The sequence below is a fragment of the Paenibacillus sp. FSL H7-0942 genome, from assembly GCF_045040715.1.
Taxonomy (GTDB): Bacteria; Bacillota; Bacilli; order Paenibacillales; family Paenibacillaceae; genus Paenibacillus; species Paenibacillus amylolyticus.
On sequence record NZ_CP150279.1, the window covers coordinates 5,327,740 to 5,344,091 of the forward strand.

Below are 16,352 nucleotides of genomic sequence, written 5' to 3' on the forward strand. Positions count from 1 at the left end.
AAGCGCTGAGGCTTATCTCATAGACCATGATGGTCTTTTTTCCTTTGGCCGAATCGTGGGCCATATCTATATTTACCCCAATGATAGAGGATCTCAAACACGAAACAGGACAAATAATTTTTTTTTGGCAAGTTATGCGGCTTATAATCAGACCAAAAAAAGCAGTCGGAATCTCTTCCAACTGCTGATTTATCAAGGTTTTGACGAACTACATTCAAAGTTATAAATAAAGAAACTATGCGCTGTTACGATCCTCTGTTTTTTCACTTTCACGAATGATCTGCATCTCGTCTGATCCGCTACGGACAATAATGTGTACATCCCCGTCTTCAGGTACAATGTCCACGTAACGGTCTCCGCACGTATCTTTAGCTTCCCATTCGTTCAATCGAATGATCAATCCCAGGTGATGCAGACCCGGAGCAACGCGGAAGCGGGCTTCGGCGGCATTACCGACTTGTTCCAGCCGTACGGCTCCGTCCTCCATACCTGTGCCCCATACCCAGACATCCCAACCTTCATAATGCTGGTCTTCCCGTTCGTATCGAAGCGTGACGGTTCGCGAAATCTGTTTATGAATCGTTACGCCAAGCGTTGCCCGAATTCCTCCAGCCTCAGCAATAATATGGGTTACTCCAGGTGTCATCGCACGTACGATCCCTGCTGCACTCACCGCTGCAAGTTCTGGATGAGAAGAGCTCCAGCGTATATTGGAATCCTGAAGCGGCTGACCAAATTGATCCAGAACCAAGGCACGGAAGCGACTGATTCGAGTCATGTACATGACAGGTTCACCCACAATTTCAATTCGTTCAGCATGACGATAATCCACTTGTAACATACAGCTTGCCGTTATGTCCCCACAGTGGACTGTAATCGAAGCTTCCCCTCGTTCCAGTGCATGGATTGTTCCATCAGGCTGGATCTGAATAATATCCGGATCAGAAGAAGTCCAGGTAACTGGAGCTTTTTCCACCACATTGCCAATACTGTCCCGTACGATCGCTCGTAGTTGAGTGGTCTCCTTCGGACTATATACCTGGCGAGGAAAACTAATCTCCACTGTTGATGGTTCAGCGCCTCCAGCATGCTCTGTGTCATACAGTACCATTAAAGACCATCGTTCTACCTGAACAGTACCACGAACAGTCTCGATCACGTCTGTGCCTGCCTGATGATCATTGACCACAACATGCCAGTCCCCTTCCCCCAGGTCGACATGCTGCTCATGTTCCGTTCCGTTATAGATGACCATAATCTGATTCCAGGTGTCCTGATTCGCACCATTCTGAAGTATAAAGGCAACTACATTGCCATCCGCACGAATAACACGAAGGTGATTTCGTACCTGTTCAGCATCGATCATACGAAAAGCGGGATGTGTTCTCCGCAAATGAATAAGACCACGATAGTAATCAAACACTGGTCTGAACCGTGATTTGTTGGCCCATGTGATGGCGTTCACCGCATCCCCGCTCCGATAACTGTTATGATCACCGGCTTTGGATCTGAGCATCTCATCCCCTGAATGCAGAAACGGAATTCCCTGAGAAGTAAGCAGAATGCCAGAGGACAGTAACGAGCGACGAACCATCTCATGATTCAAAACATCATCTGCATCCACATACCGATAAGGATCTGCTGCTTTTACCGCGGACTCAGCACTCCCTCCACCCACGGGCTGTCCGTCCTTCCATACGGGAAATCCTAATTCATGTCTAAGGTTCATTGTTGTCGCAATTTTATCCCACAGATTGAGATTGTCATGAGCAGTTACATAATTGACAACTTCAACAGGTGAAGATGTGAAATCATCCAATGCTCCCGCTAATCCCCTAATAAGCTCATATTCCTGTCCTCCGGCACCCGTGACAAACCCTCTGCCACTGCCATCACTATCACCCTTGATTGCACTGCGAAAATGATCATTAAATACAGCAAACCCCTGACCTCGCTGGGTTCCTTTTAATGTTTTACGGTCCAAAGGTGAATCTCCACCCATCCAGGGTTCCCCATAGATCAGAAACGCCGGATCGATCTGTTCCTTCAATTCGCGTGTCAATTCATTCATCGTTTCCGTATCAATCAGGGCCATGAGGTCAAATCGAAATCCGTCCACATGATATTCTTCTGCCCAATATCGGAGAGAATCCAGAATATATTTTCGCACCATTGGACGTTCTGTCGCCAATTCATTTCCTACACCAGAACCATTACTGAGGGTGCCATCCTCCCGATAACGGTAATAATAGCCTGGTACAATCCGTTCAAAAGGTCCCTCTTCCACGCTATACGTGTGATTATAGACAACATCAAGTACAACGCGAATGCCTTGTCTGTGCAGCGATTGAACGAGTGATTTGAGCTCCCGAATTCGAACAGCAGGATCACGAGGATCTGTCGCATACGAACCTTCCGGAACGTTATAATGCTGGGGATCATACCCCCAGTTGTATGGTGCTCTGACATTTGAACCCACTTCTGCCGTAGCAAGTTCATTCACCGTCTGATAATCCGCCACAGGCAGAAGATGTACATGAGTAACTCCCAGTTCGGCAAGATGGTCTACGCCAATACTATTGCCTGCTCTATCCGTCAGACCGGATGCCGTGAATGCCAGATATTTTCCCTTATACGGAATGTCTGCATGTGGGTCTGAGGAGAAATCACGGACATGTAACTCATATAACACGGCATCAACAGGACGCAGAAAAGCAGGTTTGACATCCAGGTCCCAATCGACCGGATTGGTGGTCTCCGGATCTATAATAGCCGTTCGTTGCCCATTAGCCGTTACCGCTCTGGCATAAGGATCAACAACTACTTCAATCCGCTGATCATCATGGATAATTCGGTACATATAATAATGTCCTGCCCAATCGCCGCTGAGCTTCAGACTCCATATTCCGTCCGCATCTCGTGTCAGAGTATGTTCCTGCCCATTTTCATGATATTGTACTTTACCAATATCGTTGTAATGCCCTTCATCGTCAAAAATCAATATATAAACCTGCTGTGCCGTAGGTGCCCACAATTTAAAAGTACTTGCTGCACGAGTATATGTTAAGCCAAGATCGTTGCCTTCGTAACAAAAAGAAGTCCATTCCGGCATCGTTCCCACCGCCTTTATATCCATTGATTTCGTGTTGTCCCGATGTTACGGAGTGGGACGTTGTTTGTCAACCCGGGGTTGTCTGTACTCATCATATCGGTCCAATTTACGTATTCAATTAGCAATCGCTTTCAAAATATAGGATATGAAAACAAGCGCCATAGATTGACAGCATTTGTACCTGTCCCGACAAAAAAAGTTTGGAATATACAAGAATATAATGCAGGATGTCATTTGGTTGAGATTAAAATGCACCAACAGGTGCACAGCATAAAAAAGCTCCAGACATGACAATGTATAGCCCTCCGACAAGGCAATGGTTTCTGACGCATCAACAAATCCCCCTTTCTGATCGAAAAGGGGGATTTGTTTATCTCAATTTATTTGATTAGATTTGATTGGATATCTAGAACGTGGCCTTGTTAGCGATTTTACTAATGTTTACTAATGGTTTGTTGGTACCCTTCTATTCTCGGCAAGCATTCCGTTCATTAGGAATTCGAATACATCACCGTTAGGGATATCGCATTCACATGTACCTGTCCGTTCTGTATGGTACGTATCGTATCAACGCCTGCTTGTCCTTTTTCTACAATCACATTCCATGTCCCTGTGGGAACAGCGATGTCACGGTTTTCTTTTGCCGCGTTATAGATGACAACAATACGTTCCCATGAATCGCTGGCTGCTGTACCGTTCAGTTCATACGCTAACAGCCCATTACCTTTTTCTATTAAACGAACATGCTTCTCGATCTCTTCCCGTGTACGAAGCCGAAAGGCTGGATGTTCTCGCCGAAGACGGATCAGCCCACGATAATAATCAAATACCGGCTTGAACAGCTGCTTTTGCTCCCAATGTATGGCATTGACTACGTCTCCACTCTGGTGGCTGTTGGCGTCCCCATATTTGCTGCGAAGCAACTCATCTCCGGCCGCGATCAGGGGAATACCCTGGGAGGTTAAAACGATACCATTGGCAAGCAGACAACGCCTAACGGTCTCATTCTCCAGAATGTGTTCTGGATCGATCTGCAGGTAAGGCTTAGCCTTCTCTACGGCCTCTTCCACACTCTGGCATCCACGAATACTTCCATCCTCGTCATAGGTGAGGAAATTCAAGGTATCGTGGATTCCTTGTGTACGTGCAACTTTGTCCCACAGGTTGAGATTATCATGCACTGTTACATAGTTAATCGTCTCGGATGGACCATCCGTAAAATCCTGAATGGCTCCCCGGACCCCAGTCCACAATTCATCTTCTTTCCCGTCCGCGCCCGTCGCAAATCCCGAACCCACACCATCGCTGTCTCCCTTGATCACTCCGCGGAAATTATCGTTAAACACAGCAAACCCCGTTCCGCGCTGCGTTCCTTTTAGAGTCATATTATCACCAAGCGGCGAATCCAGTGCGCCCCATGGTTCACCATATAACAATATGGAAGGTGACACTTCGGTGTGCAATTCCGCTGCAAGCTGTTTCATCGTAGTTGTGTCGATCAGGCCCATCAGATCAAATCGAAAACCGTCCACATGGTACTCCTCTGCCCAGTAACGGACAGAGTCGATGATAAACTTACGAACCATGGTGCGTTCAGTAGCCACTTCATTACCCGTACCTGAACCATTGCTATAAGTCCCATCGGCGTTTTGTCGATAGTAGTACCCGGGTACCAATTTTTCAAAAGAGCTGCCTGCCGTATCAAACGTATGATTATATACCACATCCATAATGACACCTATTCCCTTATTATGAAGGGCAAGCACCATTGATTTGAACTCACGAATTCGTGTCTCCGGATCATTTGCACGTGATGCATAGGAACCTTCCGGGACATTGTAATGAAGTGGATCATATCCCCAGTTATAGTTGGAGGCATCAGACGTATCACCATCCACCCTGGATTCATCCACCGTCGCAAAATCAAATACAGGCAGCAGATGCACATGGGTAATCCCGAGTTCGACCAAATGATCGATCCCCAGTGTGTTGCCCTCCGAATCACGCAGACCCGTCTCGGTGAAAGCCATGTATTTGCCTTTATTCGTTATACCCGATGATGGGTGAATGGAAAAATCACGTACATGCAGTTCGTACAGGACTGCATCTACAGGACTGGTCAATTCCGGACGAATATCCTCACTCCATCCCTTCGGATGTGTCTGCTCCAGTCTTACAATTACACCCATTTCTCCATTCATGGTCACTGCTCGTGCGTAAGGATCTACAGCATGGGTTGAATGTCCATCTTCGAAAGTAGGCTTGTACATGTAACGGTAGCTACTTAAATCGCCCTCCAGTTCCAGAACCCAGACGCCTTGTTCTTTCTTTTGCATAGGTAACGCCTGCTGTTTCCGTTGATTGGGCTCTTCCTCCGGGGTCCCCCCTGTCAAAGGTGGATACAGAAGTAGTTCCATCTGAACTGCTAACGGTGACCAGACTTTGAAGCGACAGGCTTGTGCTTCTAATGTGACACCCAGATCTCTTCCTTCGTATGTATCTTCTGAAATCAATAGTTCCTGCTTATTCTCTTCAATCATATGTGTGGTTCCCCTCTCGTTGAGAAAATTAATGAATATGGATGGAAAGAATGCTCCTTACCCTTTATACCCGTTCTGCTGCCCAGCCATAATCCGAATTACACAAAAGAAGACAAACGTCATGTAGATTCACATTACGCCTGCCTTCTTTATAAGTAAAACGATATCTCTCTAATGTGGTACCTGGGATTGGAAATCATTACGGCTGGATTGATCGGCATGGTACAAAACCACGTCCCCATCTTGCATCGACCAGCTTCTCCCCTGACCATCTACCGGGCTGTTATCGAAACCTTCCATTTGCCATTGATTCATCAACGGTGCATGAATATATTGCAGATGTGGTGCATTCGTATTGCCGCTGCGCAAAGTTTCGATATTGAAGTTAACCACAATGTAACCGTCCCTCAGAAATACCGTTGCCTTCTCATCCAATTGATTTTGTCTGGCAAGTGACTCGAGATCGGTTCCTTTGGGCACTGCATATACATCTGCTGGCAAGCTATATTCCCCATACCAGCGCTGAATCGCTGCATTCGCCCGATCTACATTAACACTGGAGGGAATATCTGTTTTTGGGCCAATGAGTGTGCGGATCTGTGAAGGAAGAATCATCCAGTCATAACGACCTACCCACGTTTTATGATGAGAGGTCTGATCCACGAAACGAACCATATGTTCCGCCATTGTACCCTGATTACGTTCCTCCGCCGACAGTTCATAGGTATACTGATAACGCGCTGTATCACCCAACTCCGTACCGGGGACATTCCGCAACCGTGAGTTCAGGACAACAAAACGTTTTTCTAAATCTTGTGCCGATCCGATACGAATGAGTCGATCCTGTCCTCGATGGTAGTATAAATCCACTTCTTGCCGGGTGGTGCCATCTTTACTCACAAAAGAGAACGTCGGCGTGATTCGTATACCATCCTGTTTCCCAAACATATTGCCCTTGGTTTTCAGATCAAACTTGAAATGGTAACCTGTCTTCACTGCAGCATTTCGGAAACCCTGTACCGGATGACTGCCGGGACGAATAGGCAGTACATAGGGAGCCAAGTTACCTCGGGGATCTCCGTCAATACCGTTTCCTCCGGTCCAATAGCTCACACCCGTTGGTTCCGGGCTGCCCATCCGCTTGCGGAACACATCCTCCCAGTTGTAGTCTGAAATATCGGTAATGTGAAAATCATACAACCTTCCGATAACCTCTACAGCAACGGTATCTGCTGCGACATGATGGCTCAGATTCGTATTGGCATCCTGTTGTTCTGTGAAGTTTGCCGGTGCATTTTCGGCGATATTACGAAACTCGATCTGGTAATTTCCTTCATCTACCCATACAGGAAGATAAAAAGGGGTGTCCAACTGATTTACCGGAATATCCACCCATGTCAGGGCCGGAATAAACTGACTTCTGGCACCGTTATAGACATCAAATGGGAAACGAACCTGTTTGATCCGGAAATATTTCGCATAATCATGGTTTCCATAACCTGGGTAACTCGCTACATCCAAATGTTGACCTGAGGTTGGTATCCGCACAATGAATGGACGTTCTAAAATAAGTGCAGCTCTGGTCGGATCAGGCGTGGTCTTCTGGTTATGCGGCTGATCATCTGACACCCAGGCATAGTTCACAACTGGAGTGTGTACCGTCACCGAGTTGATGCCCAGAATGGGGAACTTCTGATCCTGCCCTCCGTTAACATTGCCAGGGAGCAGTCCATACGTTATCTCACCCGTGGTCGGCTGGTTAGCTTTGTTCATCAATGTGTTTTTGATCGTCAGACGGTTCTGATACAGAACATCGTCTCCGATCATGCCAGGCTGGGGGATCGTCCCAGGTCTTGGAGCTGTTTTTTCCACCGGGGCAGAATCCATAATTGTCGCTCCATTAAAGGTTACCTTGTCGTTATTAACGGTGTTCTCTCTAACCTCCGCTTCAGCTTTGGATTGAAACAATGATGTCTCATCTGGCGTAGGCGGTTCATCCGAACCACCAGGAACCCCTTTGATGCCAAGATCAATTTCTCGACATGGCGCAGGTTTCACATGATTGGTAACCGCAGTATCCATAGCCGATTGCAAAGTCGGTGGTGTATATGCATTGGGCATAAGGGTCACGGTGTCACCATAACCGCCTAGCGCATAGTTAGATACCTTTGCCTCATTTAACTTGTATACCTCCAGGTTATCGATCTGCCAATAGCTATATGTCCGTGTTACTTGCATATTTTTATCCCCAGGCACATCAAGTTCTTTGGGCTCAGGAGGTGTTCCTGGATCCCCCTCACCACTAGACGCTCTGCCCGGGATCGTCCAGGTTTTATGATAAACCCTTTTCACCTTAACGGTGTAAGTCACCGTTCCTGTCATGTTAACCCAACGGTGCTGAAACAGATATTCCTTGGCTAAAACATTGGCATAGAGATCTTCCGAAGTTGGAATACCACGGGTAACATCGAACTTCTCAGATCCACGCTCGTCTGCCTTCAACACACCTCGAACAGACGGGTCTATAACCGATGCTTCAATAACCGTGCCTCTCCTCGGTGGGCTGATGGTCACAGGGCAAGTGTTCGCAGGGTCACCCCCCGGATCGCCATCATTACCACCCTCTCCATTATCCGTGCAGTCCTTCACCTCAAGCACCTGAGTCCCTTGTTCATCCAGTTGCTGAGCAGAATCAAGAAAATGAGCTTTGATGGTAGTGCTACCCACGATCCCTTTTGTCGTGATTTTTCCATCAGCGCCAATCGTTGCCACAGCCGGATTCGAGCTTTGCCACGTCAATTTAGGATGAGCTGTCAGTTTATGAACAGAGCGATCCGGTTTGGTTAGAACTGCTTCCGCCTGTAGTGGTGTTGTATTGGCTTTACAAGCGTTCGGCAGATTTACCACGAGTCCTGGCTCAGACGTAACGGTTATGGTGGCTGTATCCGAGATCAGATATGTACCATTGTTCCAGATTGCACGCACAGTGACCGTGCCCGGACTTTCGGCCGTTAACATCCCTGTTTTCAACTCTATACTCGCAATTGTCTCGTCAGAAGAAAACCATTTGATCTCTGCTTCCCTGCGGGATACGTCAATGCCCTCACCAAAAGCTGTCGCACCATAACCTTTCGTCTTAACCTTGGCTTCCATCTGCTGGGTTTGACTTAGGGTAAGGGTTTTATTTGGAGTTACATCGATTTCTTTTTCTTCCTCCAAATCACCTTCCCAAATGATGTCCATGGGCGTAAAATAAGAAACATTATGCTTAGGACATCCTGCCGTTGTTCTTCCCCCATTTTCAAATGGATCATTCTGAGTCCATTCGTGATTTCCACCAGTTAAGGTCTTAATAGCAACAACTGTACTTGGAGGTGTGATCACTGTCCTTCCCACACCTGTATATGTTGCCTGTTCAAATTGAGTTTTATATTCCACACTTTTGATGTTTACTTCCTTAAAACTAGAGGATGTTAGCGTATTTCCGTTATATTGAGGCCAAGAAACCGCAGGCCATCGTGAAAAGTCAACACTATCCGGTACCTCTTTCAAAGCAGGATAAGGGGTTGTACAACTTCCTGCATTGTTTGAATACGTTGGACCACCACTGTGATCTGCTCTAAATCTCCCATCATCAGTTTGATACCAGTAAACTCCAGGTGTACCAACTGTCTTTTCAGCTTGAATAGATTTTAGAATAGGACTTTTCATAGATTTTGGACCGTACGGATCGTTAGCAGCAGCGTAAACAAAATCATTTATAGATAGCCCAATCACGTAAGAACTTATAATGAATAATACAAGCAATGTTCTCGACCAAATGAATACGGACAGCCGCATTCGTTTTCTCATAGACTTGCTATCACCTCACTACTGGTACATATTTTGTATTTTCATTTCTCCTACATCTTCAGCTTTAACATGATACGATCCATTTTTGAAATCTAGAGTTGACCTTGTCCAAAATCTAACCTTTTTCCCTTTTATGATGAGTTCTTTAGGGCTATTAGGAATAGTTTTGAATCCGTTCTTATCAGCAAATTCTAAATCTAGACGTCTAAAACTTAGTAATCCGTTATTTAAACCACCACTGTAGGTAATCAAATCTGACTTATCTGTATTTGATATAAAAGATAAATCAGCAAATGTTAGATAATAATCGCCACTCGAAATATTGGGTTCTACAAAAAGTTTGCTATATACTCCTTGAGGTTTACCATTCTGAACCTTCACCACAATAAACCTATGAAGTGTAAGCACTCCTGATTTGTTAGAAAGTTTTATATCTCCTTTCGATATATCACTTACTTTGACTGAGTTCTTAGTATAAAAATAATTACTAATAGTCGTTAAATTCGTACCCGTCGTGCCGACCTCTCTCATCTCATTCAGATCACTGTACTTCCCCGCATCCGTGCCCTCCACATCCATATAACGCAGTAAAATGGCCGATACTTCTGCACGAGTGGTGGAATCTGCAGGTTTCAATGTGCCATCCTGGAATCCACCGACAATGCCTGTCCCACGGACAAGGGCAAGATACGGAATCTGCTCAGCACGAATGGTGCCGCGGTTCACTTCCGGTGTGGGGAGCAGCGTATTTTTTGTATCGTTAAAAGCATCCTGAAAGCTGCTCCCGGACTTAATCAGTCCATTGGCAATCCATTTCATCATCTCGTAACGCTTCAGTTCCGCATTCGGATTGAACCCTTTGGCATAATCATCAGTGTTAATGAATCCTTGTCCGACAAGTTGGCTAACCGCCGCTTCAGACCAATGTCCCTTGAGATCAGCAAAGGGATTCTGTCCCTCTACCTTCTCCAGTCCAGTCGCACGGGCAAGTATGGTCGCATATTCCCCACGCGTGATTTTGCCATTAGGACGAAACGTTCCGTCTTGGTAACCAGAGATCAGTTTTTTTTCATACGCTTTGGCAATCGTTGCTTGAGCCCAGTGGCCTTTGATATCCTTGAACTTGCTAAGGGCAGTGTCACTTGTTCCCGATGCGGCATTCGCTGTTGACGTCAGATGTACGGGTCCAACGGGCAATAGTGTTCCTGCCAATACAGCTGTCGTTAACAACCCGACGATCCAACCGTTCCGTTTTTTCTTCTTCTCGTGTCCTTTGATCTGCTTCTTCAATCTACTCACGCTCCTATGTACCTTAGTATGGGGATGCTTTGCTTGGTCAACCTAGTTACTTCTCTTCATAACCAAAACCTAAATTTGCCATAATAATCAATATTCTACCATGTTGTACTAGGCTATTGGTATTATTTTTCGTCCATCCCCATCACTTCAAGGCGTGCGCCCCTCCTTCCATAGACCCACTTCATTCGCCTAAAACACAAAAAAAGGCTATGAATCCGCAGATTCATAGCCTTATGCTTTAAGGGTGTGGTCTTTCTTATGATATTGAAAAATGAACTCACTCATAGAATAAACCATATCATTCCATTTGATCAACCTTTTTTATTTCCCCCAGCTTTATTTTCCGTTTAATTCTTTGTAGGATGCTTCCAATTCCGTGATCAATTGATCACCACCGGCTTTTCTCCAGCTTGCGATTTCCTGCTCCCAACCTGCATCATCGATTTTACCCATAATGTACTTGGTCTGCGCATCCCAGATCATCTGATCCAACTCCTGACCACGCTCGGTATAGATCGCCGAAGACAAGGTGAGTGCCGGATTGGCAATGGCATACTGCTCATTCTCACGCGCCATCTTTGTACCTTTCATACCAATCGGAACATCGACCAGTTCAGGCACATTATAACCTTCAATACTTAACAGATTATCCCGGTATGGCTTCACTTCACGCTGATAAGCGTCAAAATCCTTAAGTTCGGTTTTCCCATCAGCAGTCTTGGTGTAGTGCACATCGAGCAATCCACGGAGCTGCAAAGCGCTCAATTCCTCATCCATCAACTGATCCAGGAACGTGAGAACCTGCTTCAATTGCTCCTCATCCGTTACGGATGCCTTCGGGATGACTAGCATTCCATAGTTTCCTGGCTCACCGGCGATTCGAATACCGTCGGTTCCCTGGAACGGAGCTACATCAATTTCTCCATCCGGAGCGTTAGGTGTAAGCCGCTGCTGAGAGGACTTTCCGTTCTGAGCCACACCGTTAAGCTTCATGCCAACTAAGCCGGAATCCATTTTTTTGTCCGCATCAGAAGGGTCCAAGGCAGGGAAATCACTATTAATCAGTCCCTCGCTGAACAGTCGCTTGAAGAGCTTCATTGTATCCACATATTCGGTGGTCAAGAACTCCGGGGTCAGTTTCCCGGCATCATCCACACCCCATTTGTTGACGCCCCCAATACTTACAGCAATCCGCGTCAGTGGGGACGAGACACCCTCATTATACTTTTTGAAAAGCAGTGCACCGTACGTATCTTCCTTACCATTCCCGTCAGGGTCATCCTTACGAATAGAGCGCATCACTTCATACCAGTCATCCAGCGTTTTTGGTATATCCAGCTTCAACGTATCAAACCAGTCCTTGCGATATACGATCGCAGTCCGTCCAATATCCCGGAAGTTCGGAATACCGTAGACCTTGCCTTCAATTTTGATATTGTTAAAATAAGCTTCGGATTGGACAGACAGGTTCTTATAATCCTTCAAGTAAGGCCCCAGTTCCCAGAACAGTCCCGTTTTGGCGGCATTAAATGTGGTCGGTACATAATTCACACGCATAATGGTCGGCATCTCGCCTGAAGCAACCATAACATTCACCTTATCATCAAAAGCAGACTGCGGAATCCACTGTACATTGACATCCGTATTTGTATATTCCTCAATCTTCTTTTCAATCCCGTTCTCCTTGGCCGGTATATCTCCTACCTGCATTAAAGAGATGGAAATGGGAAGTTTACCTTCCCCTGCAGCAGGTGCTTTTTCTCCCCCGCAACCTGCAAGCAATCCAGCGGACATTGCACCAATTACAACGATTCCGCCTAAACGGGACATTGGACCTTTTGGACTCATGAACCATCTCTCCTTTTTGATAGCCAAATTGTTCAGCAATCTTGCCTCACTTTACTCAAACCAACCATGTATGCGCTATCATAAGTGTTCTAAAAAGAAGAACCAGCATTACGCCAGTTCAATCTCCACTCCCGCCAAAATGAACGGAGCGACCGACTTTGGATCATTGATCCGAATGGACTCGGTCACATAATACTCATAGGACCCGTCACGATACGGGCTTCCTCCAAGACCGGCTCCGCCGTTACACTGCGTCAAGGACAGTACGCCTTCACGGTCCGTTTGCAGCAGATGCTGTAGCAGACCCTGATACCCTTTTTCCGCAACCGCTTTGAACTTGCCACTCAGATATCCTTTACGCACACCTTTGGCCAATGCATAGACAAACATTGAGGTCCCGGAAGCCTCCAGATAGTTCCGCTCACGTCCCGGTTGATCCAACAAATGTGGCCATAGTCCGGTCTGTTGATCCTGTACATGCAATAGTGCGTTTGCTACCCGTTCGAAGATACCCACAATCTGCCCCCGTTGCGGATGATCTACTGGCAGATAATCCAAGGTATCCACAACCGCCATCACATACCAGCCCATCGCCCGACTCCAGACATGTGGTGAACATCCCGTCTCACCCGAACTCCAGCGCTGCTCTTTGCTCTCATCCCAGGCATGGTACAAGAGACCGCTACGCGGATCACGTGTACGTTGCTCCACCAGCAAGAGCTGCAGAGCCGCCTTGTCAAACCACTTCTCTTCACCCGTCACTGCGCCATACTGGGTCAGATACGGAGTAGCCATGTACAATCCATCCAGCCACATCTGGAAAGGGTAAATCTTTTTGTGCCAGAACCCGCCTTCACTCGTATGTGGCTGTCCCTTAAGCTGAGTCATAAGCAACTCCGCAGCTTTGCGATACTTCTCTTCTCCCGTTTTCTCATGCAACAGGAATAGTGATTTCCCCTGATTGATCTGATCCAGATTATATTCCTCGATTGTATAGGAGCGAATGGAGCCATCTTCCTGAACAAAATGATCCATCAGCTCACGGATATAGTCAAAATACTTTTGCTCCCCCGTGTGCGTATACAGCTCCTCCAGCGCTTTCAGTAAGCAGCCGTTCTCATAATGCCAAGTGGAATACAGCTCATGGTTGCGATAACTTTCCATGAACTGCTGTGCCATGCGCACGGATGTGAATTGCATTGTTTCCTTCATAATCAAGCCTCCGCTTCCGGCTCCTTATTGAGCCTGTTTTTTATAATCTTCGGCATATTCCTCACGAATCTTGTTTCCACCCGCATTGCCCCAATTCTCGATTTCCTTCTCCCAGCCACTTTGATCGATCTTGCCCATAATGTATTTGGTTTGTGCATCGGCAATCACCTGATCCAGGTCTGCCCCACGGTCACCATACGTTGGAGAATATAACGTCAGCGCAGGGTTTGGCACAGCGTGCTCCGCCAGTTCCTTGGCAAGTGCAGTACCTTTTTCACCCAGTTCGGTATCCTTCAATTTCGGTACGTTATACCCTTCGACATAAGGAAGGTTGTCACGGTAAGGCTTCACTTCACGCTGGAATGCATCGAAGTCACTCATCTCCACCTGATCTTCGCCCACTTTGGTGTAATGTTTGTCTTCCATACCACGCATCAACAGGGTCGCCATCTCAGGGTCCATCAGTTTATCCAGGAAGGAGAGCAGGTTTTTGAGTTCTTCTTCCGATTTCACCGTTGATTTAGGGAATGCCAGAATCCCGGAGTTACCCGTCTGTCCTGCAACACGATCTCCGTTCGCGCCAAGCAAACCAGCGATGTCTACCACACCATCCGGATTGTTTTTGGACAGACGCTCTTGCTGACTTTTTCCGTTCTGCGCAACACCAACACGGATACCAACAACACCGGAATCATACTTTTTCTCCGCTTCCGTAGAGTCGAATACGGCAAAATCTTGATTTAGCAGTTTCTCATCGTACAAACGTTTCAGCAGATCCAGCACCTTCATATATTCCGGTGTCATGAATTCCGGCGTGAAGCTGCCATCATCTTCGACCTTCCACTTGTTAGGTGCACCAAAACTTACGCCAAGGCGCGTTGTGAAGGAGTATTGATCCTCATTATATTTTTTGAAAAGCATTAGTCCAAACGTATTATCCTGACCATCTCCATCCGGATCGGAGGTTGCCAGTGTTTTAATCGTTTCATACCATTCATCCGGTGTGGCTGGCACCTTGAGATTCAGCTTCTCGAACCAATCCTTGCGATAGATTACCGTAGCCCGCGCAATATCAGAGAATACAGGAACCCCGTAGATTTTGCCCTCTACCTTGATGTTGTCAAAAAAACGCTCGTTCTGTGCCGACAGATTTTTGTAGTCTTTCAGCAAAGGCCCCACTTCCCAGAACACGTCATTACGCATCGCGCTGGTCACCGTTGGGTTATATTGCACTTTCACAATTTTTGGCATATCGCTTGAAGCGATCATTACGTTAATTTTGTCATTATAGGCCGAAGCCGGAATCCACTGGATATCCAGTTTGGTATTGGTATACGCTTCAATCTTTTGCTGAACTTCATTGCCTTTGCTTGGCACATCACCCACCTGTGCAATGGCTATGGACACATTTTGTACGCCGCCCTCGGCAGCCTGACCCTCGTCTGATCCGCATCCTGCCAGCAAACCTGTCACCAGTGCCAGTGTGCTCAAGACAGCTACGGCTTTCTTTTTTGTTGCTTTCATAACATGAAAACCTCCCTTTTTTTATGCAGTCATACTGAACTGACTTCGAACCATGTGCCGACTCAACCTTTCACCGAACCCAGCATCACTCCTTTTGCAAAGTGCTTTTGCAGGAATGGGTATACCAGCATAATCGGGATCGTGGAGAACACGATAACGGCCATGCGAATGGTAAGCGGCTGGATCTCGGTCTCTTCGATACTTGTGTCTCCGATTCGGCTCTGTGCCAGAATGACAATCTCACGTAGCCAGACTTGGACAGGCCACTTCTCACTATCGTTGATATAGATAACAGCGCTGAAGAAACTGTTCCAGTGGGCCACCGCGTAAAAGAGTGAAAATGTCGCCATGGCTGGCATGGACAACGGCAGTACAATCCGGAACAATACGCTGACATCGTTACATCCATCAATTTTGGCTGCATCCTCCAGTTCGTCGGGAATGGCCTGGAAAAAGTTTTTCAGTACGATCAAGTTAAATGCACTTATAGCAGTAGGCAGCATCAGCGACCATAACGTATCCGTCAGATGCAAAGATTTCACGACAAAGTATGTTGGAATCATTCCGCCACTGAAGAGCATCGTGAACAATACACCCAGCAAAATGGGCTGGCGTCCACGCAAATATCTTCTAGAGAGCGGATACGCCATAAGTGATGTAAACAGCAGGTTAATGAAGGTACCGATCACCGTAATATAGACCGATACACCCAGACTGCGAATCAAGGTATCTGTAGAGAAAATGTAACGGTACGCAGCCAGAGAGAACTCTTTTGGAAAAAGAATGAATCCTCCCTTAGCCACTTCATGCGGACTGGTAAATGAGACAGCCAAAATATAAATGAACGGGATGACCGTCACGATTCCAATCAACAGCAGCAAGCCGTGATTGAGAAAATCAAAGATCCGGTTGCCCCACGTTTTATCCTGTTGCATTTTAATGTTCACTCCTGTCTGGTGAAGAAC

At 46.6% G+C, this 16,352-nt stretch carries 9 protein-coding genes; 1 reads left to right on the forward strand and 8 read right to left on the reverse strand.

All coding sequences use genetic code 11. The annotated features are described in order from the left end of the window. Positions 1-235 precede the first annotated feature (235 nt). From pulA (MHI48_RS23495) to MHI48_RS23505, 3 genes are all read right to left on the reverse strand, one after another. Positions 236-3,112, reverse strand: a complete 2,877-nt coding sequence (gene pulA, locus MHI48_RS23495; protein WP_405141966.1) for a type I pullulanase — start codon at positions 3,110-3,112, stop codon at positions 236-238. A 491-nt stretch (positions 3,113-3,603) separates the two neighbouring features. Continuing rightward, positions 3,604-5,652: a type I pullulanase gene (gene pulA / locus MHI48_RS23500; RefSeq protein ID WP_405141968.1), complete on the reverse strand. Its 2,049-nt coding sequence runs from the start codon at positions 5,650-5,652 to the stop codon at positions 3,604-3,606. A 171-nt stretch (positions 5,653-5,823) separates the two neighbouring features. Continuing rightward, positions 5,824-9,090, reverse strand: a complete 3,267-nt coding sequence (locus tag MHI48_RS23505; protein WP_405141970.1) for a DUF5704 domain-containing protein — start codon at positions 9,088-9,090, stop codon at positions 5,824-5,826. Positions 9,091-9,122: 32 nt separating this feature from the next. Here MHI48_RS23505 and MHI48_RS23510 point away from each other — a divergent pair, with 32 nt between their 5' ends. After that, on the forward strand, positions 9,123-9,275 hold the full coding sequence (locus MHI48_RS23510; protein ID WP_405141972.1) for a hypothetical protein: 153 nt from the start codon (positions 9,123-9,125) through the stop codon (positions 9,273-9,275). Between the two features lie 247 nt (positions 9,276-9,522). On the opposite strand, the gene MHI48_RS23515 is transcribed toward MHI48_RS23510, so the two are convergent. The 5 genes from MHI48_RS23515 to MHI48_RS23535 all read right to left on the reverse strand — a co-directional run bounded on the left by MHI48_RS23515 (position 9,523) and on the right by MHI48_RS23535 (position 16,322). Continuing rightward, the gene (locus tag MHI48_RS23515; RefSeq protein ID WP_036617047.1) at positions 9,523-10,794 is read right to left on the reverse strand and encodes an S-layer homology domain-containing protein; all 1,272 of its coding nucleotides are present in this window, start codon (positions 10,792-10,794) and stop codon (positions 9,523-9,525) included. A 345-nt stretch (positions 10,795-11,139) separates the two neighbouring features. Continuing rightward, positions 11,140-12,651, reverse strand: a complete 1,512-nt coding sequence (locus MHI48_RS23520; protein WP_405141974.1) for an extracellular solute-binding protein — start codon at positions 12,649-12,651, stop codon at positions 11,140-11,142. A gap of 108 nt (positions 12,652-12,759) precedes the next feature. Then, positions 12,760-13,863, reverse strand: coding sequence for a glycoside hydrolase family 105 protein (locus MHI48_RS23525; RefSeq protein ID WP_405141976.1), 1,104 nt, complete (start codon positions 13,861-13,863; stop codon positions 12,760-12,762). Between the two features lie 24 nt (positions 13,864-13,887). Next, positions 13,888-15,387, reverse strand: coding sequence for an extracellular solute-binding protein (locus MHI48_RS23530; RefSeq protein ID WP_405141978.1), 1,500 nt, complete (start codon positions 15,385-15,387; stop codon positions 13,888-13,890). Between the two features lie 62 nt (positions 15,388-15,449). Then, on the reverse strand, positions 15,450-16,322 hold the full coding sequence (locus tag MHI48_RS23535; protein WP_036617041.1) for a carbohydrate ABC transporter permease: 873 nt from the start codon (positions 16,320-16,322) through the stop codon (positions 15,450-15,452). Positions 16,323-16,352 lie beyond the last annotated feature (30 nt).

Excerpts from the sequence above, each read along its gene's own strand:
- pulA (WP_405141968.1), bottom strand. The coding sequence starts at position 5,652 with ATGATTGAAGAGAATAAGCAGGAACTATTGATTTCAGAAGATACATAC.
- MHI48_RS23530 (WP_405141978.1), bottom strand. The coding sequence starts at position 15,387 with ATGAAAGCAACAAAAAAGAAAGCCGTAGCTGTCTTGAGCACACTGGCA.
- MHI48_RS23520 (WP_405141974.1), bottom strand. The coding sequence starts at position 12,651 with ATGAGTCCAAAAGGTCCAATGTCCCGTTTAGGCGGAATCGTTGTAATT.
- MHI48_RS23525 (WP_405141976.1), bottom strand. The coding sequence starts at position 13,863 with ATGAAGGAAACAATGCAATTCACATCCGTGCGCATGGCACAGCAGTTC.
- pulA (WP_405141966.1), bottom strand. The coding sequence starts at position 3,112 with ATGCCGGAATGGACTTCTTTTTGTTACGAAGGCAACGATCTTGGCTTA.
- MHI48_RS23535 (WP_036617041.1), bottom strand. The coding sequence starts at position 16,322 with ATGCAACAGGATAAAACGTGGGGCAACCGGATCTTTGATTTTCTCAAT.
- MHI48_RS23510 (WP_405141972.1), top strand. The coding sequence starts at position 9,123 with ATGTTAGCGTATTTCCGTTATATTGAGGCCAAGAAACCGCAGGCCATC.